Source organism: Stutzerimonas sp. CXK-1 (genome assembly GCF_057738225.1).
Map to the genome: position 1 here is coordinate 2,995,431 of NZ_CM173217.1, position 26,654 is coordinate 3,022,084.

General features: G+C 66.9%; 22 protein-coding genes. 6 read left to right on the top strand and 16 right to left on the bottom strand.

Annotated elements, in window-relative coordinates:
* Positions 1 to 2: 2 nt before the first annotated feature.
* The 6 genes from AC0KXH_RS14185 to fadD2 form a co-directional block, all read right to left on the bottom strand.
* Positions 3 to 578 carry a flavin reductase family protein gene (locus tag AC0KXH_RS14185; RefSeq protein WP_200629109.1) on the bottom strand — a complete coding sequence of 192 codons (576 nt, stop codon included), beginning with the start codon at positions 576 to 578 and terminating at the stop codon, positions 3 to 5.
* 13 nt (positions 579 to 591) lie between these two features.
* A complete protein-coding gene (hrpA, locus tag AC0KXH_RS14190; protein ID WP_488223593.1) occupies positions 592 to 4,695 on the bottom strand; it encodes an ATP-dependent RNA helicase HrpA in 4,104 nt (1,367 codons plus the stop codon).
* Between the two features lie 111 nt (positions 4,696 to 4,806).
* Positions 4,807 to 6,408, bottom strand: coding sequence for a M28 family metallopeptidase (locus tag AC0KXH_RS14195; protein WP_488223594.1), 1,602 nt, complete (start codon positions 6,406 to 6,408; stop codon positions 4,807 to 4,809).
* Positions 6,409 to 6,631: 223 nt separating this feature from the next.
* Complete coding sequence (locus AC0KXH_RS14200) at positions 6,632 to 8,317, bottom strand: methyl-accepting chemotaxis protein (protein ID WP_043221401.1); 1,686 nt, start codon at positions 8,315 to 8,317, stop codon at positions 6,632 to 6,634.
* Between the two features lie 200 nt (positions 8,318 to 8,517).
* Positions 8,518 to 10,209 (bottom strand): long-chain-fatty-acid--CoA ligase FadD1, encoded by a 1,692-nt coding sequence (gene fadD1, locus AC0KXH_RS14205; RefSeq protein ID WP_041106754.1) that lies wholly within the window; start codon positions 10,207 to 10,209, stop codon positions 8,518 to 8,520.
* 208 nt (positions 10,210 to 10,417) lie between these two features.
* Positions 10,418 to 12,106: a long-chain-fatty-acid--CoA ligase FadD2 gene (gene fadD2, locus AC0KXH_RS14210; RefSeq protein ID WP_041106755.1), complete on the bottom strand. Its 1,689-nt coding sequence runs from the start codon at positions 12,104 to 12,106 to the stop codon at positions 10,418 to 10,420.
* A 244-nt stretch (positions 12,107 to 12,350) separates the two neighbouring features.
* On the opposite strand from fadD2, the gene AC0KXH_RS14215 reads away from it, so the two are divergent.
* A complete protein-coding gene (locus AC0KXH_RS14215; RefSeq protein ID WP_043221407.1) occupies positions 12,351 to 12,821 on the top strand; it encodes a MaoC family dehydratase in 471 nt (156 codons plus the stop codon).
* A gap of 140 nt (positions 12,822 to 12,961) precedes the next feature.
* Here AC0KXH_RS14215 and ccoM read toward each other — a convergent pair whose 3' ends face one another.
* The 4 genes from ccoM to AC0KXH_RS14235 form a co-directional block, all read right to left on the bottom strand.
* Complete coding sequence (gene ccoM / locus AC0KXH_RS14220; protein WP_041106760.1) at positions 12,962 to 13,075, bottom strand: cytochrome c oxidase subunit CcoM; 114 nt, start codon at positions 13,073 to 13,075, stop codon at positions 12,962 to 12,964.
* Positions 13,076 to 13,264: 189 nt separating this feature from the next.
* The gene (locus tag AC0KXH_RS14225) at positions 13,265 to 13,426 is read right to left on the bottom strand and encodes a hypothetical protein (protein WP_165562947.1); all 162 of its coding nucleotides are present in this window, start codon (positions 13,424 to 13,426) and stop codon (positions 13,265 to 13,267) included.
* A complete protein-coding gene (locus AC0KXH_RS14230) occupies positions 13,423 to 14,019 on the bottom strand; it encodes an alpha-ketoglutarate-dependent dioxygenase AlkB family protein (RefSeq protein ID WP_488223595.1) in 597 nt (198 codons plus the stop codon). Before AC0KXH_RS14230 ends, AC0KXH_RS14225 begins: the two co-directional genes overlap by 4 nt.
* Positions 14,019 to 14,330: an aspartate-semialdehyde dehydrogenase gene (locus AC0KXH_RS14235; protein ID WP_237145025.1), complete on the bottom strand. Its 312-nt coding sequence runs from the start codon at positions 14,328 to 14,330 to the stop codon at positions 14,019 to 14,021. Before AC0KXH_RS14235 ends, AC0KXH_RS14230 begins: the two co-directional genes overlap by 1 nt.
* Before the next feature lie 141 nt (positions 14,331 to 14,471).
* Here AC0KXH_RS14235 and rapA point away from each other — a divergent pair, with 141 nt between their 5' ends.
* Positions 14,472 to 17,321, top strand: coding sequence for an RNA polymerase-associated protein RapA (gene rapA / locus AC0KXH_RS14240; RefSeq protein WP_061340705.1), 2,850 nt, complete (start codon positions 14,472 to 14,474; stop codon positions 17,319 to 17,321).
* A 63-nt stretch (positions 17,322 to 17,384) separates the two neighbouring features.
* Here rapA and AC0KXH_RS14245 read toward each other — a convergent pair whose 3' ends face one another.
* The 6 genes from AC0KXH_RS14245 to AC0KXH_RS14270 all read right to left on the bottom strand — a co-directional run bounded on the left by AC0KXH_RS14245 (position 17,385) and on the right by AC0KXH_RS14270 (position 23,290).
* Complete coding sequence (locus tag AC0KXH_RS14245) at positions 17,385 to 18,287, bottom strand: CHAD domain-containing protein (protein WP_312381258.1); 903 nt, start codon at positions 18,285 to 18,287, stop codon at positions 17,385 to 17,387.
* Positions 18,288 to 18,344: 57 nt separating this feature from the next.
* Positions 18,345 to 19,610, bottom strand: a complete 1,266-nt coding sequence (locus AC0KXH_RS14250; protein ID WP_313281203.1) for an Hsp70 family protein — start codon at positions 19,608 to 19,610, stop codon at positions 18,345 to 18,347.
* Positions 19,611 to 19,728: 118 nt separating this feature from the next.
* On the bottom strand, positions 19,729 to 21,081 hold the full coding sequence (locus tag AC0KXH_RS14255) for a spinster family MFS transporter (protein ID WP_041107542.1): 1,353 nt from the start codon (positions 21,079 to 21,081) through the stop codon (positions 19,729 to 19,731).
* Between the two features lie 121 nt (positions 21,082 to 21,202).
* Complete coding sequence (locus AC0KXH_RS14260; RefSeq protein WP_061338319.1) at positions 21,203 to 21,985, bottom strand: hydroxypyruvate isomerase family protein; 783 nt, start codon at positions 21,983 to 21,985, stop codon at positions 21,203 to 21,205.
* Positions 21,982 to 22,869: an NAD(P)-dependent oxidoreductase gene (locus tag AC0KXH_RS14265; protein WP_043221416.1), complete on the bottom strand. Its 888-nt coding sequence runs from the start codon at positions 22,867 to 22,869 to the stop codon at positions 21,982 to 21,984. The genes AC0KXH_RS14260 and AC0KXH_RS14265 overlap by 4 nt, the downstream gene beginning before the upstream one ends.
* Positions 22,870 to 22,939: 70 nt before the next feature.
* Complete coding sequence (locus AC0KXH_RS14270) at positions 22,940 to 23,290, bottom strand: diacylglycerol kinase (RefSeq protein ID WP_043221418.1); 351 nt, start codon at positions 23,288 to 23,290, stop codon at positions 22,940 to 22,942.
* A 114-nt stretch (positions 23,291 to 23,404) separates the two neighbouring features.
* Here AC0KXH_RS14270 and AC0KXH_RS14275 point away from each other — a divergent pair, with 114 nt between their 5' ends.
* From AC0KXH_RS14275 to phnE, 4 genes are read left to right on the top strand one after another with little or no spacing between them, the layout of a single operon-like run.
* Positions 23,405 to 24,256, top strand: coding sequence for a putative selenate ABC transporter substrate-binding protein (locus AC0KXH_RS14275; RefSeq protein ID WP_043221420.1), 852 nt, complete (start codon positions 23,405 to 23,407; stop codon positions 24,254 to 24,256).
* A complete protein-coding gene (locus tag AC0KXH_RS14280) occupies positions 24,253 to 25,056 on the top strand; it encodes a phosphonate ABC transporter ATP-binding protein (protein ID WP_200629120.1) in 804 nt (267 codons plus the stop codon). Before AC0KXH_RS14275 ends, AC0KXH_RS14280 begins: the two co-directional genes overlap by 4 nt.
* Complete coding sequence (locus AC0KXH_RS14285; RefSeq protein ID WP_488223596.1) at positions 25,050 to 25,883, top strand: PhnE/PtxC family ABC transporter permease; 834 nt, start codon at positions 25,050 to 25,052, stop codon at positions 25,881 to 25,883. Before AC0KXH_RS14280 ends, AC0KXH_RS14285 begins: the two co-directional genes overlap by 7 nt.
* Complete coding sequence (gene phnE / locus AC0KXH_RS14290; protein WP_488223597.1) at positions 25,880 to 26,647, top strand: phosphonate ABC transporter, permease protein PhnE; 768 nt, start codon at positions 25,880 to 25,882, stop codon at positions 26,645 to 26,647. Before AC0KXH_RS14285 ends, phnE begins: the two co-directional genes overlap by 4 nt.
* Positions 26,648 to 26,654 lie beyond the last annotated feature (7 nt).

A 26,654-nucleotide genomic window follows, 5' to 3' on the forward strand; every position in this document is an offset into this window, starting at 1 on the left:
CCCTACTGCTCGCTGCGCACGGCCTCGCCGATCGCATAGAACTGCCCGCCCGCCACGTGGTGCAGCGTGCGCCAGGCGGGATCGACATCCTCGAACCGCCAGCGGCCGTCACGGAACACGCGGCCATCGGCCCAGGCCGCCTCGACCTCGCCAATGAACAGATCGTGGCATTGCTGGTTGTGCGGCTCGCAGAGCAGACGACAGGCGAGCCAGGCCGCGCAGCCCTCGACGAAGGGCAGCGCATGCCCCGGCTGCTCGAAGGTCGAGACGCCGAAGCGGGCGAGCTTGTCCGGCATGTCGGCCAGGCTGTGGCTGCCCACACCGACGACCAGATCGAGCTGGGCCCGCGTCGGCACCTGAATCACGAAGCGCCCGCTCGCCTCGACCAGCGCGCGGGTGCGGGTGGTCTTGTCGAGCACGACGGTCAGCTTCGGCGGCTGGAAGTCCAGCGCACAGGCCCAGGCCGCAGCCATGACGTCGTCAACGCCGGCGTGCCGCGCCGAGACCAGGACGGTCGGCCCGTGGGTGATCAGCCGGTACGCCTTGTCGAGCGCGACCGGCGCGATGAATTCATGCATCTGCCTCTCCGACTCAGGGCTGCGTCTGCGCCCATTGCTTGTTCAGGCGCTTGTCCGAGACCGGCATCTTCGTGCCCAGCTGCTGTGCCCAGAGCGAGACGCGATACTCCTCGAGCATCCAGCGATACAGGGCCAGTTCCGGGTCGCGCTTGCCTTCCTGCTGGTGCTTGTGCAGCCGTGCCTGGTACTGCTCCCAGTAGCCGGCCAGTTCGCCGGACCAGACCCGGTCGCGCTGCAGCTGCGCGCCGATCTTCTCGAAGCGCTGCTCGATGGCCTTGAGATAGCGCGGGTACTCCTTCAGCCACTCGGCCGGCGTCTCGCGGACGAAGCGCGGATAAACCAGGTTGGCGAGCTGCGCCTTGATGTCGTTGAGCGCCACCGCCTGGGCCAGGTCGATCTTGCCCTTGAAGCGCTTCTGCAGGCCGTGCCAGTGCTTGAGGATTTCCAGCGTCAGCCGCGCCAGCCGTTCGGCATGCGCGGCCCAGTCGCCGCGCTTCTTCTCGGCGAGCGAGGCCAGTGCGGCGCCGTCACGCGGCAGCTGGGCTTCGCCGTCGAGGATGCAGCTGTCCAGGCTGGCCAGCAGGATGTCCTCGACCAGCACATCGACCTTGCCCATGTCACGGTAGAGCAGGCCCAGTTCGGTGAGCCCCGGCAGCTTGTTGCGCAGGTATTTCGCCGGCTCGGCCAGCTGTTGCAGCAACAGGCGCTGCAGGGCGCGGCGGTGCTGCCAGTCGGCCTCGGCCTGGGTCGGGAAGCGCGCCTCCTTGACCACCCCGCCCTCCTCGACCAGCGCCGGGTAGACCGTCATCGACAGGCCGGCCATCTTCGCCTGCGCCTTTTCCGCGACCTGGGCAAACCCCTTGGCCTCGACCGGCTTCTGCTCGGCCTTCTGCTGCGGCGGCGCCAGCGCGGCTTGGCTGGCCTCGGCAAAGCGCGCGGTCAGCTCGGCCAGGTCGCGGCCTTCGCCGAGGAACTTGCCGCGCGCATCGACCACCTCGATGTTCATCTTCAGGTGGCTTTCCAGCCCGGCAGCGGCCTCGGCCCAGGCCTCGTCCGGCACGCGGGCGCCGGTCATGCGGGTGAGCTCGCGGCCCAGCGCCTCGGGCAAGGCGCCTTCGCCAAAGCTGATCTTGGCCAGCGCCGCGCCGACGAAGTCGGGCACCGGCACGAAGTTCTTGCGGATCGCCTTCGGCAGGCCGCGCACCAGCGCGATCGCCTTGGCCTCGATCAGCCCGGGCACGAGCCAGTCGAGGCGCTCGCGGCGCAGTTGCGGCAGCAGCGGCGCCGGCACGCGCAGGGTCACGCCGTCGCGCGGGTGGTTGGGTTCGAAGTGGTATTCCAGCGGCAACTGCAGCTCGCCGATGCGCAGATGATCCGGATACTGCGCGGCGGTGACTTCGCGCGCCTCGCGGGCGAGCACGTCTTCCTCGCGCATGATCAACAGCTGCGGGTCTTTCTGGCTCTCGCGCTTGTACCAGTTCTCGAAGCTGGCGGTCTGGTAGATGTCCGCCGGCACACGCGCATCGTAGTAACCGAACAGGGTTTCCTCGTCGGCGAGGATGTCGCGGCGCCGTGCCTTGGCCTCCAGCTCGTCCATGCGCTCGAGCAGCTCGCGGTTGGCCGCCAGCGCGCGGGCACGGCTGTTGATCTCGCCACGCACCAGGCCTTCGCGGATGAACAGCTCGCGCGCCGCCGGCGGGTCGATGGGCCCGTAGTGCACCGGGCGGCGGCCAACCACGATCAGCCCGTAGAGCGTGACCTGCTCATAGGCCACCACCTGGCCGCGCTTCTTCTCCCAGTGCGGCTCGAAGTGGTTCTTCTTGACCAGGTGGCCGGCCAGCGGCTCGATCCACTCCGGTTCGATCTTCGCCACCATGCGCGCGAACAGCTTGGTGGTTTCCACGAGTTCCGCGGCCATCAGCCAGTTGGGTTTCTTGCGCCCGATCACGCTGGAAGGATGCACCCAGAAGCGCCGCTGGCGGGCACCGAGGAAGTCGCCCTCCTCGGTCTTGTTGCCGATCTGGCTGAGCAGGCCGGCAAGAATCGCCTTGTGCACCGCGGCGTAACCCTTGGCCTTCTGCGCGGCCTCGCTGGCTTCGGCCTGCTGGGCCAGCTTGGCATTGACGCGCTTATCGGTGGTACGCACCGGCTCGCCCGTGGCGCTGTCGTGGGAGCGAGCTTGCTCGCGAACCGGCCCCCCAGTGTTGCCACCTTCGCGAGCAAGCTCGCTCCTACGTGAGTCCGCAAGGGCGCGGCCATCGCGGCCACGCGCTTCGGCACCGAGCTTGAGTTCGCGCACGATCAGCGTCAGCTGGCGATGGGCGTCGCGCCACTCGCGCAGGCGCAGGTAGTTGAGGAAGTTCTTCCGGCACCAGCTGCGCAGCGCGTTGGAGCCCAGCGCCTGGCGTTGTTCCTCGAAACCACGCCAGAGGTTGATCAGCGCGGCGAAGTCCGAGTCCGGGTCCTTCCATTGCGCATGGGCCTGGTCGGCGGCCTGCTGGCGGTCGGCCGGGCGCTCGCGCACATCCTGCACCGACAGCGCGCTGGCCACGATCAGCACCTCGGCCAGGCTGCCCTGCTGCGCGGCTTCGAGCAGCATGCGGCCCAGCCGCGGATCGATCGGCAGGCGCGCCAGCTGGCGGCCCAGCGGGGTCAGCTGGTTCTCGCGGTTGACCGCCGAGAGCTCCTGCAACAGGTTGAAGCCGTCGCTGATGGCCTTGCCATCCGGCGGCTCGATAAAGGGGAAATCCTGGATATCACCCAGGCGCAGATGCAGCATCTGCAGGATCACCGCGGCGAGGTTGGTGCGCAGGATCTCCGGATCGGTGAATGCCGGCCGACCGAGGAAATCCTCCTCGCTGTACAGGCGAATGCAGATACCCGGCTCGACCCGCCCGCAGCGGCCCTTGCGCTGGTTGGCGCTGGCCTGGGACACGGCCTCGATCGGCAAACGCTGAACCTTGGCGCGGTAGCTGTAGCGGCTGATGCGCGCGGTGCCGGAATCGATCACGTAGCGGATGCCCGGCACGGTCAGCGAGGTCTCGGCGACGTTGGTGGCCAGCACGATCTTGCGCCCCGGGCGCGGCTGGAAGATTTTCTGCTGCTCGGCCGGCGTCAGGCGCGCATACAACGGCAGCACCTCGGTGAACTTCAGATTGGCCTTGCGCAGCACCTCGGCGGCGTCGCGGATTTCACGCTCGCCAGGGAGGAACACCAGCACATCGCCGGGACGCTGGCCAACGCTGCGCTCGTGGGCGGCAATCTCGTCCAGCGCGGCGAGGATGCCCTGGTCGACGGTGAGGTCGTCCTCGATGCGGTTGCCGTCCTCGTCGATCTCGGCGGCCAGCGGGCGATACCAGGTTTCCACCGGGTAGGTGCGCCCGGAGACTTCGATGATCGGCGCATCGTTGAAATGTTTGCTGAAGCGCTCCAGATCGATGGTCGCCGAAGTGATGATCACCTTCAGATCCGGCCGGCGCGGCAGCAGCGTCTTCAGGAAGCCCAGCAGGAAGTCGATGTTCAGCGAACGCTCGTGGGCTTCGTCGACGATGATCGTGTCGTACTTTTCCAGGAAGCGATCGTGCTGCGTCTCGGCCAGCAGGATGCCGTCGGTCATCAGCTTGATCAGCGTGCGCTCGGTGCTCTGATCCTCGAAGCGCACCTGATAGCCCACCAGCTCGCCCAGCGGCGCGCCGAGTTCTTCGGCGACGCGGGTGGCGACGCTGCGCGCGGCCAGGCGCCGCGGCTGGGTATGGCCGATCAGCCCGTGTACGCCCCGGCCGATCTCCAGACAGATCTTCGGCAGCTGGGTGGTCTTGCCCGAGCCGGTCTCACCGGCGATCACCAGCACCTGATGCTTTTCCAGCGCGGCCTTGATCTCGTCGCGCTTGGCGGCAATCGGCAGGGCATCGTCGTAGCGAATGGCCGGCACGCTCTGTCGGCGCGCCTCGACCTTGGCGGCGGAGGCCTGGAAGCGCTCGAGCCAGCCGGCGAGTTTCGCCTCGTCCGGCTTTTTCCTCAGCTCATGCAGCTGCCGGCGCAGGCGGTGGCGGTCGGCGCTGAAGGCTTGGTCGAGATTCTTGTGCAGGGTGTCGAAGGCGGGCGTTGCGTCGGTCATGGACAGCCATGGGCAATCTGTGAAGGACGCGATTGTCGCAGATTGCCAGGCTGGCCGCAGGGCCTGGCGGACCGCTGGACCGCGCCGGCGAACCGGCGCGGTGTTCAGACGCTAGCGGATCCAGTGACCCCAGCGCGACTTCTCCTGCACCTGCTGGCTGCGCAGCATCTGCTGGTTGGCGGCCGCGGCGATCTCGTCATCGATCGCCTTGGTCGACAGCGACAACCAGCTGGTGGCGAACGCCAGCGCATCGCCGTGCAGCTCCAGAGCTTCGCGGGAGATGTTGCCCAGGTCGTCGCACTCGCTGTGATAGCAGGGGTCGTAGGCCTGCCCGGCCGCCCCGCCATAGCGCTGCGCCTGCTCCTCGCTCTTGATGCCTTCGGCACCGGTGAACAGGCCGCCGAACGGAATGCCGACCTCGAAGAACTGCGCGTAGTCCGAGCGGAAGTCGATCTCGGTGCCCTCGGACGGCTGGTTGCGCAGGTCGAAGTACGCCCGCAGCAGGCGTTCGATGGCCGCCGAACCGGGCGGGCCCTGCAGACCGAAGTCCGAGCCGTCACCGTCATAGATGAAGTTCGCGAAGTTCGGCGAACCCACCATGTCGGCGTTCAAATAGGCCTTGATCCGCCCGCGCTCGTCCTCGGAGAGCTGATTGACGTAATAGGTCGAACCGACCAGCCCCGACTCCTCGGCACCCCACCAGGCGAAGCGCACCTTGTTCAGCGGATGCGCCTTGCCCATCAGCACGGCCATCTCCAGCAGCGTGGCGCTGCCCGAACCGTTGTCGTTGATGCCCGGCCCCTCGAACACCGAGTCCAGGTGCGCACCGACCATCACCACGTTGTCCGGGTTGCCGCGGCGGGTCTCGGCGACCACGTTGTAGGTCTCCGTCCGCTTACGCACCACGTCGGTGGTCATGGCCAGCTCCAGGCCATCGGTCTGCGCCCAGGTCGCACCGTTGTCGTAGGTGGCGAAGAGCACCGGAATGCCACCGGCATAGTCCTCGCCGAGGGTCGCGCTCATCAGCCCCTTGCGATCCTCGGTGTCCCCCTGGTTGAAGATGATCACCCCGGCGGCCCCGGCATTGGCGGCGTTGGTCGCCTTCTCGCCAAAGGTACAGGTGCCGCGCTGCACCAGGGCGATGGCACCCGCCGGGAAGTTGGCGAAGTCCTCCGCCTCGCAGCCGCTGGTCGAGGTGTTACCGGCCCCCAGCGCGACATCGACCGCCACCGCGGGGGCGGTCACGCTGCCCGGATCGGTCTGTTCGAGGTAGGTGAAATCTTCTTCCCAGACGTACTGGGTCTGCTGCGGCGCGACGCTGGCCAGCATGCCGGGGCCGCTGGGGTAGAACGCCAGGAAGGGAAACGGCTGGACCTGCACGCGATAGCCGGCGCGCTCGAGCGTGCGCCGAACGTAGTCCACCGAGGCCTGATAGCCCGGCTGGCCGGACGCGCGGTTGCCGCCATTGCTGGTGGCGATGTTCTGCAACGATTCCAGGCGCGAGAGGATGTTCTCGGCCTGCATGCAGCGCGGCAGGCCGAGCGGCGTGCCGACCATCAGCGGCGAACGGCACAGGGCGCGGTCCAGCTTGCCGGGGCTCCAGAAGTCATGGAAGCGCTCGGTCTGCGCGTCCGGCGCGGCCAGGGCGGAGGCGGCGGCAACCGCCAATGAGAGAGAAACAACTACCCGAACGACATTATTTTTCTTGTGCATCGGTAACTGTCCTAGACAAGTTGATGGGTAGGCCGCACAGGCATACACCACCATTCCCCGCGGACAGCCAGGGAAGCGGCCATGGAGAGCTAGACCGGGGTCGATGTCGTTGCGTTCAGGCGAGTCGCCGGCCGGTAGCACCGCCGGTCGGAACGGAGGGAACTCGCGATTTCCTGACCGTCAGGCCAGCTCGGCGGCGAGCATTGCGCCCGCCGCCCTGGAGTCAGACGCGGAACTGACGGACCAGGCCCTGCAGACGCTCGGCCAGCGCATTGAGGTCGCGCGCGGTCTGCGCTCCCTGCGAGGCATCGCTGGCCACGCCATCTACGGCATCGGCGATGTGGTGCACGCTGCGGTTGATCTCTTCGGCCACGGCCGTCTGTTCCTCGGCGGCACTGGCAATCTGCGCGTTCATCGAGTTGATGGTGCCGATCAGCGCGGCGATGGCGTCGAGCGACTCGCCGGCCTGATTGGCCTGCTGCTGGGTGCTCTCGCCCTTCTCGCCGGCGCGCAGCATGGTCGAGACGGTATGGGTGGTGGCGCTCTGCAAGCGGTCGATCATGCCCTGGATCTCGCCGGTGCTCTGCTGCGTGCGGCTGGCCAGCGCACGCACCTCGTCGGCGACCACGGCAAAGCCGCGCCCGGCCTCACCCGCGCGCGCCGCCTCGATCGCTGCGTTGAGTGCGAGCAGGTTGGTCTGCTCGGCGATCGCGCGAATCACGTCGAGCACGCCGACGATACCCTTGACGTCCTGCTGCAGCCCCTCGAGCGATTCGCCGCTGCCGCGCAGTTCGCCGACCAGCTCGTGAATCTGGCGGATGCTCTGATCTACCACCTGCTTGGCCAGCTGGCCCTGCTGATCGGTCTCGCGGGCGGCTTCAGCGGCGCGCTGGGCACTCATCGCCACTTCACTGGCGGCGGCCGACATCTCGTTGATGGCCGTGGCCACCTGGTCGGTTTCGCTGCGCTGGCCGGCCATCGCCTGCTCCGAACGCTGCGCCTGGGTGGCGACCGCACCGACCAGACCGGTGAGCTGGGTGGTGGTGCCCGCCACTTGCTGCACCAGCGAGTGAATCTTCTCGACGAAGCGGTTGAACGAGCGCGCCAGTTCGCCGAGCTCGTCCTCGCTGGTGATCGGCAGCCGGTGGGTCAGGTCGCCATCGCCCTGCGCCATGTCGTCGAGGTTGCGTTTGATCAGCAGCAGCGGGCGCAGCAGCGCATTGCTCATCAGCATCGCCAGCAAGCCGATCACCGCCAGCAAGGCGACCGCCGAGCCAAGCATGATGCCGACCAGGGTGTCGATGCGGTCCTGGAACTCGGCGCGCGCGGCCTGTACGTCACGCTCGACGCCGTCGAGGTTGAGCGCCGTACCGAAAATCATGTCCCACTTGGGCAGGTGCAACGAATAGCCGACCTTCGGCACGATCACCTTGTCGGCGCCGAGCACGAAGCTGTAGTGCACGTAGTGGCTGCCGTCGACGCCGGCCTTGACCAGCTCGCGGATGGGATAGTTGCCCTGAGCATCCTTGAAGTCATAGAAGCTCTGGCCGACCTTGTCGCCGGTGTTGCCCTGGAAGAGCCGCACGGTCTTGGTGTCGTAGCCCCAGAAGTAGCCTTCCTTGCCGTAGTTGAGCTCCTGCAGCACGGCAACGGCTTCGGCGCGAGCCTGCATGTCCTGCGCGGCAGAGGCTTCGTAGATCGGCTTGATCGCGTTGTAGGCGATGCCGACGTAGTGCTCCAGCTCGGCCTGGCGATCGCGGATGAGGCTCTGGCGCGTCTGCACCTCCTGCGCTTCGGCCAGGTGCTGCAGGCGCAGCACGGTGATCCCGCTGAGCAGGATGGTCAACAGCAGGATCGGCCCCAGGGCCAAGAGCAGCAATTTGGTTCTAAGACGCAGGTTCGAGAGCATGTCGTTTATCCCTAAGGCTCACAAGGCGGCCGTGCCGCGCAAAAGGCATCGCCTATAGTTGTCGACCGGAACGGCTCTTTTCTTAACCTCGATCACGAAAAACCGCTCTGCAACGGGCCATGCGGAGCGCTTGCGGGGGTAATGACGGCGGTAAAAAAAAAGCCCCGCGGCATGCGGGGCTTTTTTGTGGAACGACGGGGTTAAGCCGTCGCCGCCTGTTTCTTCAGCTCCTGGTCGCGCAGCTCGCGGCGCAGGATCTTGCCGACATTGGTGGTCGGCAGGCTGTCACGGAACTCGATGTAGCGCGGCCGCTTGTAGCCGGTCAGGTTGTCGTGCATATGCTGCATGACCTGCTCCTTGGTCAGGCTCTCGCCTGGCTTGGCCACCACGAACAGCTTGATCGCCTCGCCCGATTTCTCGTCCGGCACGCCGATGGCAGCACATTGCAGCACGCCCGGCAGGGTGGCCAGCACGTCCTCCAGCTCGTTCGGATACACGTTGAAGCCGGACACCAGGATCATGTCCTTCTTCCGGTCGACGATGCGCATGTAGCCGTCTTCCTGGATCACGCCAATGTCGCCGGTCTTCAGCCAGCCGTCGGCGCTGAGGATCTCGGCGGTCGCCTCGGGGCGCTGCCAGTAGCCCTTCATGACCTGCGGGCCACGCACGCAGAGCTCACCGATCGAGCCCATGGGCAGGTCGTTGCCCTCGTCGTCGATCACCTTGCACTCGGTCGACGGCAGCGGAATGCCGATGGTGCCGAGCTTGATGTGCTTGATCGGGTTGACCGATACCACCGGGCTGGTTTCGGTCATGCCGAAACCTTCGGCGATGTCGCAACCGGTCACGGCCTTCCAGCGCTCGGCCGTCGCCAGCTGCAGCGCCATGCCGCCGGACACCGTGAGCTTCAGGCCGGAAAAGTCCAGCGCGCGGAAACTGTCGTTGTTGCACAGCGCGACAAACAGCGTGTTGAGGCCGACGAAACCGGTGAAGCGGTACTTGGAGAGGTCCTTGACCATCGTCGGCAGGTCGCGCGGGTTGGTGATCAGGATGTTGTGTGCACCGATCAGCATCATCGCCATGCAGTGAAAGGTGAAGGCGTAGATGTGATACAGCGGCAGCGGCGCGATCATCACCTCGGTGCCTTCCTGCAGCTCGCTACCCATCAGTGCGCGGTTCTGCAGCATGTTGGCGACGATGTTGCGGTGCGTGAGCATGGCGCCCTTGGCCACGCCGGTGGTGCCGCCGGTGTACTGCAGTACGGCGACGTCGTCGCCCTGCGGGCAGGCTTCCCTGAGTGACTTGCCGCGGCCGCCGGCCAGCGCGTCGGTGAACTTGATCGCCTTGGGCAGGCTGTAGCTGGGCACCATCTTCTTGACGTGCTTGACCACAGCATTGACCAGCAGGCGCTTGAGCGGCGGCAACATATCGCCGACCTCGGTGACGATTACGTGCTTGATGCCGGTGCGCGGCAGCACTTCCTCGGCCAGGTGCGCCATGTTGGCCAGACACACCAGCGCCTTGGCGCCGGCATCGTTGAACTGATGCTCCATCTCCCGCGCGGTATAGAGCGGGTTGGTATTGACCACGATGAGCCCGGCACGCATGGCGCCGAACACCACCACCGGATACTGCAGCACGTTCGGCAGCTGCACGGCGATGCGGTCGCCGGGTTCCAGGCCCGGGAGTTGCTGGAGGTAGGCGGCAAACTCGCCAGAGAGCCGATACAGCTCGCCATAGGTGAGGGTCTTGCCGAGGTTGCTGAAGGCCGGCTTGTCGGCGAACCGCTCGCACGACTGCTTAAGCACCGCCTGGATGTTCTGGTATTCGTCGGGATTGATTTCGCTTGCAACCCCAACAGGATATTTATCCTTCCAGAAGTTATCGGTCATGAACCCACTCCTAAGCGACAGCTTTGTCACTGCACTCAATGGCAGCTGTTTTGTTGTGATTTGTAAACTTTTGTACTGCAAATAGCAGCAGAAAGCGGCCCGAGGTTAGCAGCTTTAAAACAGGCCGAACAGGGCCTCCGAAGCCCCATACAGGCACAAAATGACCACCAATCAACTTGCGGTCACGTGCCTGCGGGGGCTCGAGGGGTCAGGCGAGGTCGCGCAATTCGCGCCGCAGGATCTTGCCCACCGGAGTCATCGGCAGGGACTCGCGGAACACGTAATGGCGGGGCATCTTGTAGCCGGTGAAGTTCTCCCGGCAGTAGGCGTGCAACTCGGCCTCGGTGAGATCGGGCGCGCTCGGCACCACGAACAGCTTGACCGCCTCGCCCGATTTTTCGTCCTGTACCCCGATGGCGGCGCAGGCTGCGACCTTGGGATGCGCCATCACCACTTCTTCGATCTCGTTGGGATAGACATTGAAGCCCGAGACGATGATCAGGTCCTTCTTGCGGTCGACGATACTGACAAAGCCCTCAGCGTCGATCACCGCGATGTCGCCGGTGCGCAGCCAGCCCTCGGCGTCCAGCACCTCGGCGGTCGCCTCGGGGCGCTGCCAGTAGCCGACCATCACCTGCGGGCCCTTGACGCAGAGTTCGCCGCGCTCGCCCAGCGGCAGGGTGTTGCCGGCCTCGTCGATCACCTTCAACTGAGTGCCCGGCACCGGCAGGCCGACCGTGCCCAGGCGCGACTTCTCGCCGTGCGGATTGGCGCAGACCACCGGCGATGTCTCCGTCAGCCCATAGCCTTCCATCACCGTGCAGCCGGTCAGGCTCTTCCAGCGCTCGGCCACTGCCGACATCAGCGCAGTGCCGCCCGAGTTGGTGCCCTTGAGGCGGGAGAAATCGATCTTGCCGAACTCCGGGTGGCTCATCAGTGCAACGAACAGCGTGTTCAGCCCGAGAAAACCGGAGAACTGCCAGCGTTGCAGCTCCTTGACGAAAGCGTTGATGTCGCGTGGATTGGTGATCAGCACGTTATGGTTGCCAGTGACCATCATGCACATGCAGTTCACGGTAAATGCATAGATGTGATACAGCGGCAGCGGCGCGATCATCACCTCCTGCCCTTCGCGGATCACCGGGTGGCCCTGCGCGTCGAGCTGCTGCATGTTGGCCTTGACCTGCTGCATGTTGGCGACCAGGTTGCCGTGGCTGAGCATCGCGCCCTTGGCCACGCCTGTGGTGCCGCCGGTGTACTGCAGCACGGCGATGTCCTCGAGCGCCAGCGACACCGGGCGCAAGCCGGCACCGGCCCCCTCGCGCAGCAGACGCTTGAACGAAACCGCCTGCGGCAGGTTGTAGGCGGGCACCATCTTTTTCACGTGCTTGACCGCGGTGTTGACCAACAGCCCCTTGAATGAGGGCAACAGGTCGCCGATCTGCGCTTCGATCAGATACTCGATCTCGGTGTCAGCCAGCACTTCCTGCACCTGCTTGCCAAAGGTGTTCAGGTACACAAGCGCCCGAGCCCCGGCATCCCGGAACTGGTGGCGCATTTCACGCACGGTATACAAGGGGTTGGTGTTGACCACGATCAGCCCCGCCCGCAGCGCACCGAACACGGCGATGGGATATTGCAAGAGGTTCGGCATCTGCACCGCGATGCGATCGCCCGGCTTGAGATCGGTGTGGTTCTGCAGCCAGGCCGCGAAGGCCGCCGAATGGCGCTCCAGATCGGCGTAATTGAGAGTCACACCCATGTTGGTGAATGCCGGACGGTCCGCATGCTGCCGGCAAGCGCGCTCGAACACATCGACGACCGAGCGGTAACCGCCCATGTCGATTTCGTTGGGCACGCCCGCCGGCCGTTTGTCGCTCCAGAAATCAGGTTGCATTGTTATTGGCCTCTTTACCTGAGTGGTCCGAGCCGCGAGGGGCTAGAGCGAACTTATCAGCTCGGCTTGCCGGCGCAACCGAGATGGCCTTGCATCCATGCCGTGAATTTCGGATCACGCAGCGTGACCGGTCAGTCAGGACAAGCGCGCCTGCAGTCACTAGAATGCGCGCTTCGCCCGCAGAGCCGCGAAGACGCCCGAGCGCTGTTGCAGCGCTGCTCAATCACCTGCATGGACCTACCCCATGACCCGCATCAGCAACACGCCCTACTCCGCATTGGAAGTCGGCCAGAAGGCCAGCTACGAGAAGACCGTCGACGAGCGCGACATCCAGCTGTTCGCCGCCATGTCCGGCGACCGCAACCCCGTGCACCTGGACGCCGACTATGCCGCCGGGACGTTGTTCAAGGAGCGTATCGCCCATGGCATGTTCAGCGGGGCGCTGATCAGCGCGGCGGTCGCCTGCACCCTGCCCGGCCCAGGCACCATCTATCTGGGCCAGACAATGAAGTTCACCCGGCCGGTGAAGCTGGGTGACACCCTGGTGGTGCGCCTGGAGATCCTCGAGAAGCTGCCGAAGAACCGTGTGCGCGTCGCCACCCAGGTCTACAACCAGAACGAGGAAATCGTGGTCGACGGCGAAGCCGAAGTGCTGGCCCCGCGCAAGCAGGAAACCGTCGAACTCAAGGAGCTGCCACCGATCAGCTTCGGCTGATCCAGCGGGACGGAAGACCGCGAAGCTTCGCGGGTCGCTACGCACGGGCTGCGCCGCGGCCCGTGCGAGGCGAAAAATCGAAGGCAAAAAAAAGGCGACCTGAGGTCGCCTAAATGCCTTGCGTGCTCTGTATCAGCGGGTCAGCTGCGCTTCTTCTTCGAGTCCCGCCAGATGAAATAAGCAACACCGCCCAGGAAAACGACCATCAGGCCGACCGTGACCACCCCTGCGAGTACTACGCTATCGACGAACATGAGACCGTCCTCCGAATCCGTTGCGATGTCCGATGGGTGAACGTTAAACCCGCCCCACCCCAGCAAAATTGACCCGGGTCAATAGCAGCGGGAGCACGACCGAAAGCTGTTCGGGCGACTGATCTGGATCAAGAAAAACCGGCCTCTGAGGCCGGTTTTCGGGTTGTTTGGCAAAGCCGGGCGGTGAGCTCAGCGCTTCTTTGGCTTCTTGCGAGCCTTCTTGCGGCCATTGCCCAGCGGCAGGGCCTGCTCGAAGGCCTTGCGCATGTCGTCCAGCCGCTTGTCGTTGAGATCGTGGATGCGCTTGCTGCGCTCGGCATCGAAATCGATCAGGTTGCTGTCCTTACTCATCTGTCTGTACGGCTCGCGATGATCTGGCGGAAGGTCAGGTTGACGCGCGGGGCATGCACCCGGGTCGTGCGCGCGATCTGGTGCTGCCAATGATGCTGGGTCAACCCGTCCATGACCAGCAGTGAGCCGTGTTCCAGCTCCATAGAATGTGCGATGCGCGTCTGGCCCTTGCGACGCAGGTCGAAGCGCCGCGTCGCGCCCAGGCTGAGCGAAGCGACCAGCGGATCGCCGCCCAGCTCGGGCTCGTCATCGCTGTGCCAGCCCATGGCGTCCTGCCCATCGCGATAGTGGTTGACCAGCACACCGTTGAATGGCCGGCCAAGCTCGCGCTCGAGGCGTTGGCGAATCGCGGCCAGCAGGGGTGTCCAGGGCGACGGCTGGTTGTCCAGCCCGGAGTAGCGGTACCGGGCCTCGGGGTCGCCGATCCAGGCGACCTCGCGCGGCACCTTCACCTGTCTGCCGAACAGGCGGATCGACGGCTGCGACCAGGGCAGCGTGGCGATCAGCTCGCGCAGCCATCGATCGGCCTCTTGTGGCGGGCACCAGGCGCGGCAGTAGAGCAGCTCGGCATCGGCGAGTTCGATTCGCTGCATCAGACTTCCACGTCGACCCAACGCCCCTGGCGTGGCGGTTCGTCGGTTTCACCGGGCAGAGCCTCGACCGCAGCAACCTCGCCCGTCGGCCCATCGCCTTGTGCGTCGTCCGAAGGGTCGCGGCGCTGACGTCGGCGCTGCTCTTCACGCAGGCGCATCTGCGCATCCTGCGGATGGCGGCGATCCAGGCTCACCGCGCTTTCCTGGGCCGAGGCCTGCACCGGCGTTACCGGTGCCACGTCCGGGCGCGGCTTGACCGCATCCTGCTGGGCGGTCACCGGAATCACACCGGACGGAATGGGTGGCAGCATCGTTGATTCCTCTTGTTCGTCGCCGTTGGCGCAACGTGCCGGACCGCGCCCGCTACACTGACGCCTGGCAGCGGCATCGGCGTCGCTCTCGCTGCGGCGTTCCGTTAACATAGCCGGCTTTTTTCGACAGCGGGAGGCAGCATGGCGCAGCAGTATCTACCGGGACAACGCTGGATCAGCGACAGCGAAGCGGAACTGGGTCTCGGCACCATCCTCACACAGGATGGACGCATGCTCACCGTGCTCTATCCAGCGACCGGCGAAACCCGCCAGTACGCGGTGCGCAGTGCCCCGCTGACGCGCGTGCGCTTCGTCCCCGGCGACGAGATCACCCACTTCGAAGGCTGGAAGATGACCGTGCGCGAGGTCGACGACGTCGACGGCCTGCTGGTCTACCACGGCCTGACCGCACACAACGAAGCCCGCACCCTGCCGGAAACCCAGCTGTCGAACTTCATCCAGTTCCGCCTGGCCAGCGACCGCCTCTTCGCCGGCCAGATCGACCCGCTGGCCTGGTTCTCCCTGCGCTATCACACCCTTCAGCATCAGAGCGCACAGCTGCAGTCGTCGCTCTGGGGCCTCGGCGGCGCCCGTGCACAGCCCATCGCGCACCAGCTGCACATCGCCCGCGAGGTTGCCGACCGCATCGCCCCGCGCGTGCTGCTGGCCGACGAGGTGGGCCTGGGCAAAACCATCGAGGCCGGCCTGGTCATCCATCGCCAGCTGCTCTCCGGCCGCGCCAGCCGGGTGCTGATCCTCGTCCCGGAAAACCTCCAGCACCAGTGGCTGGTGGAGATGCGTCGACGCTTCAACCTCGACGTCGCCCTGTTCGACGCCGAGCGCTTCATCGAGAGCGATGCCAGCAACCCGTTCGAGGACGCCCAGCTGGCGCTCGTCTCGCTGGAGTGGCTCAAGGGCGACGAGCGCGCCCAGGATGCGGCCTTTGCCGCCGGCTGGGACCTGCTGGTGGTCGACGAGGCGCACCATCTGGTCTGGCACCCGGAGGGCGCGAGCCCCGAGTACCGCCTGGTCGAGCAGTTGGCCGAGGTCATCCCCGGCGTACTGCTGCTCACCGCCACCCCCGAACAGCTGGGCCTGGACAGCCACTTCGCGCGGCTGCGCCTGCTCGACCCGAACCGCTTCCACGACCTGGAGGCCTTCCGCGCCGAGAGCAACCACTATCAGCCCGTGGCCGAAGCCGTGCAGGAGCTGCTCGACGAAGGCCGGCTGTCGATGAAATCGCACCAGACCATCCATGATTTTCTCGGCAGCGAAGGCGAAGCGCTGCTGGCCGCCGTCACCGATGGCGACATCGAGGCCAGCAACCGACTGGTGCGCGAGCTGCTCGACCGCCACGGCACCGGCCGCCTGCTGTTCCGCAACACGCGCGCCGCGGTCAAGGGCTTCCCCGAGCGCCAGCTGCATCCCTACCCGCTGCCCTGCCCGGTCGAATACCTCGAGCTGCCTGTCGGCGAACAGGCCGAGCTCTATCCGGAGGTCTCGTTCCAGAGCCAGCAGGAACCGGGCGACGAGCAGAACCGCTGGTGGCAGTTCGATCCGCGGGTCGAATGGCTGATCGACACCCTGAAAATGCTGAAGAAGTACAAGGTGCTGGTCATCTGCGCCCATGCCGAGACCGCACTCGATCTCGAAGATGCCCTGCGCGTACGCTCCGGCATCCCGGCCACGGTGTTCCACGAGGGCATGAGCATCCTCGAGCGCGACCGCGCCGCGGCCTACTTCGCCGACGAGGAATTCGGCGCGCAGGTGCTGATCTGCTCGGAAATCGGCTCCGAGGGACGCAACTTCCAGTTCGCCCATCACCTGGTGCTGTTCGATCTGCCGGCCCACCCGGATTTGCTCGAACAGCGCATCGGCCGCCTCGACCGGATCGGCCAGAAGCACACCATTCAGCTGCACGTCCCCTATCTGGAAACCAGCCCCCAGGAACGCCTGTTCCGCTGGTACCACGACGCGCTCAACGCCTTCCTGGCCACCTGCCCGACCGGCAATGCCCTGCAACACCAGTTCGGCGCGCAGCTACTGGATCAGCTGGAGGCCAACGATGACGAGGCCTTCGGGGCACTGATCGATGCCGCCCGCGGCGAACGCGAGCGACTCGAGGGCGAGCTGCACAAGGGCCGCGACCGCCTGCTGGAGCTGAATTCGGCCGGTGGCGACAAAGGCGCCGCGCTGGTCGAAGCCATTGCCGAGCAGGACGATCAGTTCGCCCTGCCGATCTATATGGAAAAGCTCTTCGATGCCTTTGGCATCGACAGCGAGGACCATTCCGAGAACGCCCTGGTGCTGCGCCCGAGCGAGAAGATGCTCGATGCCAGCTTCCCGCTGGGCGACGACGAGGCCGTGACGGTCACCTACGACCGCCAGCAGGCCCTGGCGCGCGAAGACATGCAGTTCCTCACCTGGGAGCATCCGATGGTCCGCGGCGGCATGGATCTGGTGCTGTCCGGCTCGATGGGCAATACCGCCGTGGCGCTGATCAAGAACAAGGCCCTCAAGCCCGGCACCGTTCTGCTCGAGCTGCTCTATGTCAGCGAAGTGGTGGCTCCGCGTGCGCTGCAGCTGTCGCGCTTTCTGCCGCCGATGGCGCTGCGCTGCCTGCTCGATGCCAATGGCAACGACCTGGCGGCGAAAGTCGCCTTCGACACTCTCAACGACCAGCTCGAAAGCGTGCCGCGCTCGAGCGCCAACAAGTTCGTCCAGGCTCAGCGCGACCAGCTGGGTGCGCAGATCAATGCGGCCGAAGCCAGGGTTGCGCCGCGCCATGCCGCCCGCGTCGCCGAGGCCCAGCAACGCCTGACCGCCGAACTGGACGAAGAGCTGGCGCGCCTGATCGCCCTGCAGGCGGTCAACCCGAGCGTGCGCGACAGCGAGATCGAAGCCCTGCGCCGCCAGCGAGAGGACGGCCTGGCGATGCTGGAGAAGGCCGCCCTGCGCCTGGAGGCCATTCGCGTGCTGGTGGCTGGCTGACGCCAGCAACACCGGGCCGGCGCCTCGCTGTTTCCGCCCGAGGCGGACGCCGCCAGGCCCGTGCTACCCGGCCCGCGCGATCCGCCAGTAGCGCTGCCAGCGCTGGGCGAGCGCGCCGGGCTTTTCCGCGTAGAGTCGCGCACCGAGGGTGAATGCCTCGGCCTGCAGCGCCGCCCGGCGCTTGTCGATCAGGCGCAGCAGGCGCTCGCGCGTCGCTGCCGAGCCGAACAGCTCGGGATCGGCCTGCAGCAACGCCAGCATCATCGCCAGGTCGTGGTCGTCGCCCAGCGCATCGGACAGGCGCTTGAGCTGGCCGCTGCGAAAGTCGAAGGCGTCTGGCCAGAGCGGCGTCAGCAACTGGCTGTGATACCACTGATCCTTGACCCGCTTGCGCCACTCGTGAAGGCGCTCGTCGCTTGGCTCGCGACGCGCCAGCGCCAGGTCGCGCCGGCCGTCGCGATAGGTACGGGCGAGGCCCGGCTGCAGCAACGCAAACCCCTTGCCTTCCAGCGACCAGCGCTCGATCTCGCCGGCCAGTGCCTGCAACTGCGCCTGCACCTCAGCCAGGTGCGCGGCCCAGTCATCCGCCTGCCCGGCTGACGCCTTCGCACGGCCCTCGAGGCGGTGGCGCACCTGGCGGAAGGATTCGGTGGCAAAGGTCGCATGATGCTCCTTGGCCAGGGCGTCCCAGCTCTCCAGCATGGCCGCCGCATCGCGCGACTCGGCCAAGGCGCGGCCGAGATCGCGCACCGCCAGGTTGAACCGGGTGAACGACTTGCCCAGCGGCTCGCGCACCAGGCGCAGCAGTGCGCGCAATTCCTTGAAGCGCTTGCGCGCCTGGTGCACGCCCTCGACACGCCGCTCGGCCGGCAGCGCCAGGGCCTGCAAGGCCGCACTGATACGGTCGAGCGCCGCCTTGCGGACCTGACGCGATGCCTTGCGTCTGGGGTTGATACGGTAGGCCATGGCGTAGAACCCTCTCCCGGCTATAGATGGACCTGGCAGCCGGACGAGCCGGCCCGCTTAACCGTAGCGCTTGTGCGCCTCGATCGCCAAACCGCTGCCGATACTGCCAAAGCGGTTGCCCTCGACCTGGCGGGCTCCGGGCAGGCGGCTCGCGACGCAGCGTCGCAGCGCCGGTACCGCACTCGAGCCGCCGGTGAAGAACACGGTGTCGACCTCGTCCCGCGCAAGGCCTGCCGCCAGCAGCAACTCGTCGATACTGCGACCGATGCGCTCGAGCAGCGGTTCGATCGCCGTATCGAAGTCATCCCGGCGGAGTTCGGCCTGCAGCTGCGGTTCGATGCGGGCGAAGTCGATGACATGCCGCTCGGCTTCGGTCAGCTCGATCTTGCCCTGCTCGACCTGCATCGCCAGCCAGTGTCCGGCGCGCTGCTCGATCAGGCTGAACAGGCGATCGATGCCGGTGGGGTCGACGATGTCGTAGCGCATGCTCTGCAGCGCACGCTGCGAAGCCGGGGCATAGACCGCATTGATGGTGTGCCAGGTGGCGAGGTTGAGGTGCGTGCTGGTGGGCATCGGCGCGTCGCTCTTCATCCGGCTGCCGTAGCCGAACAGCGGCATCACGCCGGCCAGGCTGAGCTGCTTGTCGAAGTCGGTGCCGCCGATGTGCACGCCGCCGGTGGCGAGGATGTCGGCCTGACGGTCGTCCAGCACGCGGCGCTCGGGCGACAGGCGCACCAGCGAGAAGTCCGAGGTACCGCCGCCGATGTCGACGATTAGCACGCGCTCCTCGCGGCTGATGCGTGATTCGTAGTCGAAGGCCGCGGCAATGGGCTCGAACTGGAAGGAAACCTCACTGAAGCCGAGCTTGCGGGCGGCGGCCTCGAGCATCTCGGTCGCCTCGCGGTCAGCCTGTGGATCGTCGTCGACGAAGAATACCGGGCGGCCCAGCACCACCTGCTCGAACGATCGCCCGGCGGCGGTCTCGGCGCGTGTCTTCAGCGTGCCGAGGAACAGCCCGAGGATGTCGCGGAACGGCATGGCGCTGCCGAGCACGGTGGTCTCGCTCTTGAGCAACTTGGAGCCCAGCAGGCTCTTGAGCGAGCGCATCAGGCGGCCTTCGTAGCCTTCGAGGTATTCGGCCAGCGCCTGGCGGCCATAGACCGGGCGGCGCTCTTCCAGGTTGAAGAACACTACCGAGGGCAGGGTTGGCTCCTCGCCCTCGAGGGCGATCAGCGGGTCCTGCCCGGGGCGCCACCAGCCGACGGTGGAGTTGGAGGTGCCGAAGTCGATGCCACAGGCGCGGGCGGGTACTGCTGGCTGCATGAACGGGTCCGGATCGAAAGGGCCGCGCAGTTTACGTCAGCCCCGGCGCCATTGCAGGCCGAACATCGCCCGCCCGGCGGATGGCCCCGGCACGCGCCGGCAGCCTTCCGGCTCATCCTCAGGCGGGCACGGCCTGGCCGGTGGCCTCGGCCTCGCGCGCGGCCATGCCGGCGGTCATCCGCGCCGCGTCGCGGCTGAAGCTGCGCGAGGCCATGAGCAGAAAGACCATGGTCATCAGCAGCGTCGCCGGAATCAGATACATCGCATCGTGCAGACCAATGGCGCGGAACGCCTCGCTCATCGCGCCGGCCCCGGCGGCCAGCATCGCCGCCTCGGCGAAATGGTCGGACAGCAGCCCCACCACCACCGTGCCCATGCCGCCACCGAGCAGGTACAGCCCGGCAAAGAACAGCGCCATGGCCGTGGCCCGCAGGCGCGGTTCTACCACGTCCTGAATCGCCGTATAGACGCAGGTATAGAAGTTGTACGAGAACAACCAACCCACGCTGAACACCGCGACGAAGACGCCGAGTTCGACGCGCCCGGCCAACAGCGCATAGCCGGTGGCCAGCGTCGCGACGACCATGCTCGCCGCGGCGAACAGCAGACGGCCACGCTCGAAGCGCGCGTGGATGCGATCGGCCACCCAGCCGCCAAAGGTCAGGCCGATCAGCCCGGTGAGCCCGACGATCACCCCGGTAGCCACCGAGGCCTGCACCAGCGGCGCGCCGAAATAGCGCATCAGCAGCGGCACCATGAAGGCGTTGCAGGCGTAGGTGGCGAAGTTGAAGGCCAGCCCGGCGAGCACCAGCCACCAGAACGTGGGGATCGCCAGGACCTTGCGCACCGGGTTTTCCACCGGCGTCTGCGCCACCTTCACGCTTTCCGCCGCGCCGCGCTCGGGTTCGCGGATGAAGAACAGGAACAGCGCCAGCACCAGCCCGGGCACCGCCGCGATGAAGAACGGCGCGCGCCAGCTGCCAAAGGCCTCGACCATCGAGCCGATGGTGAAGAAGGCCAGCAGCAGCCCCAGCGGCAGCCCGAGCATGAAGATGCCCATGGCCCGGGCGCGCTTGTGCGCCGGAAACAGGTCGCCGATCAGCGAGTTGGCTGCCGGCGCGTAACTGGCTTCGCCGACGCCGATGCCCATGCGAATCAGGAGAAAGCTCCAGAAATTCCAGGCCAGCCCATTGACCGCCGTCAGCCCGCTCCACACCGTAAGGCCCCAGCCCATGATCTTGCGCCGCGAACCGCTGTCGGCCATGCGCCCCAGGGGGACGCCGGCGATTGCATAGATGATGGTGAACGCGGTGCCGATCAGGCCGAGCTGGAAGTCGTTGAGGTTCCACTCCAGGCGGATCGGCTCGGTGATGATCGCCGGAATGGTGCGATCGAAGAAGTTGAACAGGTTGGCGAGAAACAGCAGGAACAGGACGCGCCAGGCGTTCGCGGCTTGGGTCGAAGGCTGCATGTTGTCGGTCTCATTGTTGTTATAGGTGCCGGCCACACGCCAGCCGGGACTCGACCGTGACTCTAGAGTCTGCTCTTCGGGTTGTCTGTCACCATCAGCCGGGCTTATGCCCGGCAATGCCTCAGCGACTGCGCCATTGCTCGAGCCAGCCGAGGCTCGCCTCGGTGCCGGCCTCGCCGGGTCGGTATTCGGCGCCCAGCCAGCCCTGATAGCCGCTGCTCACCAGTGCTTCGCGGGCAGCGACGAAGTCCAGCGTGCCGCTGCCCGGCGCGCCGCGCCCGGGGCAATCGGCGAACTGCACATGGCCCAGGCGCCCGGCCAGCCGCGCGATGCAGGTCGGCAGATCGAGCCCCTGGCGCGCCATGTGATAGAAGTCGAGCTGCGCCTGGCAATTGGGATGATCGACCCGCTCGAGCAGCTCGGCCAGCTCGTCGGCGGTGTTGATCAGAAAGCCCGGCATATCCAGCGGGTTGATCGCCTCGCAGAGCACACCGATACCGAGAATGTCGAACGCCTCGGCGGTCTTCCACAGGTTGCGTTCGAGCGTCGCCAACGCCGCCTCGCGCTCGATGCCCTCGGCCAGCCGACCTGGCAGCACGTTGACGAAGGCCGGGCGGACCATCGCCGCATAGGTGGCCGCCGCCTGCAGCGCCTGGTCGAAGGCTTCCTGGCGCTCCGGCACTGCGGCCAGGCCCGGGCCGCCGCTCATCAGGTCGCCGGCCGGCAGGTTGATCAGGATCAGCGGCAGGTCGGCGCGGTCGAGCAGGCCCTTGAGCAGCACGGCCGGCAGCTCATAGGGGAACTGGATTTCCACGCCGTCGAAGCCGGCGACCCGGGCGGCCAGCACACGCTCGGCCAGCGGCAGTTCGGTGAACAACAGCGACAGGTTGGCTGCGATCTTCATGCCTGGGCCTCCCGGAACAGTTCGACCAGCGTCGCCGGGTCGCGCGCAAGATTGCCCTGGCTGCCGTGCAGGCGCATCAGTTGCGCGGCCAACCCACTCATCGGTGTCGACGAGCCCTGCTCGCGCGACAGCTTGACGGCGGTATCCAGGTCCTTGAGCAGCGTGCGCACGTGCCACTTCACCGGTTCGAACGCGCTCGCCGCCATCTGCGGGGCGAGGATCTGCAGCGGCTTCGAATCGGCAAAGCCGCCGGCCAGCGCCGGTGCCAGCAGGCCGGCATCGACCCCGGCGCGCTCGGCCAGCGCCACGACCTCGGCGATCACCAGCGCATTGCAGGCGACGATCATCTGGTTGCACACCTTGCTCACCTGCCCGGCACCGACATCGCCCATGTGCGTCAGCCGCTGGCCCAGGTGCATCAGCACGGGACGCACCCGCTCGATATCCTCGGCACGCCCGCCGGCCATGATCGCCAGACTGCCCGCCTCGGCCCCGGCCGTCCCGCCGGATACCGGCGCATCGACCCAGTGGGTGCCACAGCGAAACGCCAGCTCGGCGGCCATGTCGCGGGTGGCGGCCGGCTCCAGGCTGGAATGGTCGACCAGCAGCTGGCCCTTGCGCGCGCCCTCGGCAATGCCCCGCGGGCCGAACACCACGTCGCGCACCACCTGGGTATCAGCCAGGCACAGCAGCACGATGTCGGTGTTGGCACAGAGCTCGGCCGGCGTATCGACGCGCTCGGCACCCAGTTCGACCAGCGGTGCGCACTTGTCCGGCGTGCGGTTCCAGACCTTCAGCCGATAGCCCGCCGCCAGCAGACGGCGACACATCGGCAGGCCCATCAGGCCGATACCGGCAAAGCCCAGGGTTGGCAGCTCGGACATGCTCAGACTCCTCGATTCGACGAATCGCCGATTCTAGCGCCGGCCCCGGCATGCGCGCCAAGCGCCACCGTTACAGGAGCGAGCCGAGAAAGGCCACGCCGACCAGCAGCGCGACGAGGCTGGCGACCAGCACCGCACCGGCGGCGATATCCTTCACCGCGCCGACCGCCGGGTGGCGCGCCGGATGCAGGTGGTCGAGCAACCCTTCGAGCGCACTGTTGAGCAACTCGGCCACCAGTACCAGGCCAACGGCCAGCGACAGCACGGCCCACCAGATCGCCGCGGGCCGCGTGAGCAACAGCAGCAAAAGCACGGCAGCCGCCGCCAACAGGTGACTGCGCAGGCTGCGCTCGCCGCGCACGGCCTGCCGCAGGCCCTGCAGGGCGAAGCCGAAACGCCTGCCGAAGGGAAGTCCTTTCATGCTCGACTCCTCGAACCCGCCAATGCTACCCAGCGAGTCTAGCCGCCGCTGGGCAGCGCCGGCTGCGGCGCCTATAATCGCGCCGCTTTTTCCGCTATTGAACCGGAGAACCCCATGCTCAAGCGCACCCTGGCAGCCGTCGCCGGCCTTGCCCTGTCCCTGTCCGTCACCGCCATCCATGCTGCCGAAACCCTGCGGGTTTCCGCGATTCCCGACGAAGCCCCCACCGAACTGATCCGCAAGTTCAAGCCACTGGGTGAATACCTCGAAAAAGAGCTGGGCATGCCGGTGAAGTTCACCCCGGTCTCCGACTATGCCGCGGTCGTGGAGGCGCTGGCTTCGGACCGGCTGGACATGGCCTGGCTCGGTGGATTCACCTTCGTCCAGGCGCGCCTGAAGACCGGCAATGCCATCCCGCTGGTCCAGCGCGAGCAGGACGAGCAGTTCACCAGCAAGTTCATCACTGCCGACCCCGAGGTGAAGACGCTCAAGGACCTGGAAGGCAAGACCTTTGCGTTCGGCTCGGTCTCCTCGACGTCCGGCAGCCTGATGCCGCGCTACTTCATGCTCAAGGACGGCATCGAGCCGGAGAAATTCTTCAAGCGCATCGCCTACTCTGGCGCGCATGACGCCACTGCAGCCTGGGTACAGGCCGGCAAGGCCGACGGCGGCGTGCTCAACGCCTCGGTGTGGGACAAGCTGGTCGCCGCTGGCAAGGTCGATACCAGCAAGGTCCGCGTAATCGGCACCACCCCGACCTACTACGACTACAACTGGACGGTGCGCGGCACCCTCGACCCGGCGCTGACCGAAAAGATCAAGGCGGCGTTCCTCGCGCTTGACCCGGCCAACCCGGAGCACAAGGCGATTCTCGACCTGCAGGCCGCCTCGCGCTTCATCGAGACCAAGCCGGAAAACTACGAAGGCATCGAGGAGGCTGCGCGCGCGGCCGGCCTGCTGAAGTGACATTGCGCCTGTCCGGCGTGGCCTATCGCCACGCCAACGGCCAGGCGGCCCTGCACGACCTCGACCTGCAGGTCGCCCAGGGCGAACGAATCGCCATCATCGGCCCCTCGGGCGCCGGCAAGACCACGCTGTTGCGCCTGCTCGCCAGCCATCTGCGCCCTGCAGCCGGGCAGGTCGAAGTACTCGACCAGGCGCCCTGGCAGCTGTCGACCAGGGCGCGGCAGCAATTGCGCAGCCGCATCGGCCTGATCCACCAGGCGCCGCCGCTGCCACCCCGCCAGCGTGTGGTCACTGCCGTACTGGCCGGCCGGCTTGGCCAGTGGTCCCTGCCGCGCAGCCTGCTGAGCCTCGTCTATCCGCTGGACCCGCAGGGTGCACGCCAGGCCCTGGCGCGCCTGGATTTGCAGGACAAGCTGTTCCAGCGCTGCGACCAGCTTTCCGGCGGCCAGCTGCAGCGCGTGGGCATCGCCCGGGTGCTGTACCAGGCGCCGGAGCTGATCCTCGCCGACGAGCCGGTTTCGGCGATGGACCCGGTGCTGGCGGCCCACTCGCTGGAGCTGCTCACGCAGGAAGCGCAGGCGCGCCAGGCAACGCTGCTGGCCAGCCTGCACGCCGTGGAGCTGGCCCTGGCGCACTTTCCACGCGTGATCGGCGTGCGTGACGGGCGCATCGCCTTCGACAAGGCCGCCGAGGCGGTCAGTGCAGCCGAGCTCGAAGCGCTCTACGCCAACGAGCAGCTCTCGCCCCGGCCGCCGAGTGGGGCGCCCGTCGGCCAGAGCGTGCATATCCCGCGATGCTGATGGCCTCTGCCCCGCCCCGCGACCCGGCGGCGCTGCCGCGCCTGCTGCTGACGCTCGTCGTGCTCGCGCTGCTGTGGCCAGGCATCCGGCTGAGCGAGCTGGACCTTGGCGTGCTCTTCGACGGCAGCAACGCCGAAACCATGGGTGGCTTCCTCTCGGCCTTCTGGCCGCCGGAGCATGGTTCCGAGTTTCTTGCCCTGCTGCTGCAGGCCACGCTGGAAACCCTGGCGATCGCCACTGCTGGCATGAGCCTGGCCCTGCTGATCGCGCTGCCGGCGGCACTGGTCGCCACCCGAGCCTTGTCGCTGTCGGCGCTGATCCATGGCGGACGGCCGCATTGGTGGGCCTCCGCGCTGCGCTGGCCGGTGCGCGTGCTGCTGATCGTCCTGCGTAGCGTGCCGGAAATCGTCTGGGCCCTGCTCTTCGTCCGTGCAGTGGGCCTCGGGCCAACGGCCGGCGTGCTGGCCATCGCCATCACTTATGCGGGAATGCTGGGCAAGGTCTACGCAGAGATTTTCGAGTCGGTCGATGCCGGCCCGGCCCGAGCGCTGCTCGGCGCAGGCAGTTCGCGCCTGCAGGCCTTCGCCTACGGTGTCCTGCCACAGGCGGCCGGCGAGATGCTCTCCTACTCGGTGTACCGCTGGGAGTGCGCCGTGCGTGCCTCGGTGGTCATGGGCTTCGTCGGCGCCGGCGGGCTGGGCCAGCAGATGGATTTGTCGATGCGCATGTTCGCCGGCGGAGAAGTGGCGAGCATGCTGCTGACCTTTCTGCTCCTCGTGCTGCTGGCCGACGTGCTCAGCCGCCTGTTGCGGGGGCGCTACGCATGAACCGACTGTCGCGCCTGCTGCTGCCGCTCGGCCTGCTTGCCGCCGTGGTTGCCGCCTTTGCCTTCCTGCAACTGGACGCCGGTGCCCTGCTCAGCCGCGACGGGCTGGGCGCGATGGGCGAATACGCTGCACGTTTCCTGCAACCGGATTTCTCCGCGCCACACCTGCGTGCCATCGGCTTCGCCGCGCTGGAAACCCTGGCGATGTCGGCCATCGGCACACTGCTCGCGGCCCTGCTGGGGCTGGCCCTGGCACTGCCAGCCGCGGGGCGCTTCGGCCTGCCCGCCCAGGCCGGCGCCCGCCTGCTGCTCAATGCGCTACGGGCGATTCCGGAGCTGGTCTGGGCCGCGTTGATGGTACTGGCCGCCGGGCTAGGACCGAACGCGGGGACGCTGGCGCTGGCGCTGCACACCACCGGCGTGCTCGGGCGTCTGTTCGCCGAGGCGCTGGAAAATACCCCGGCGGCGCCGACCGAGGCGCTGCGCCTGGCCGGTAGCGGCCGCATCGCAGCGTTCTGCTACGGCACGCTGCCGTCTCTCTGGCCGCAATTGGTGGCCTACTCGCTGTACCGCTGGGAAAACAATATCCGCATGGCCAGCGTGCTCGGCTTCGTCGGCGCCGGCGGGCTGGGGCAGATGCTCTACATGAGCCTCAGCCTGTTCCAGGAAGCCCAGGCCTCGACCGTCATCCTCGCGATGCTGATGATGGTCCTGGTCGTCGATGCCACCAGTGGCTGGATGCGCATGCGCTGGGTCCGCGGCTGAGGCCAGC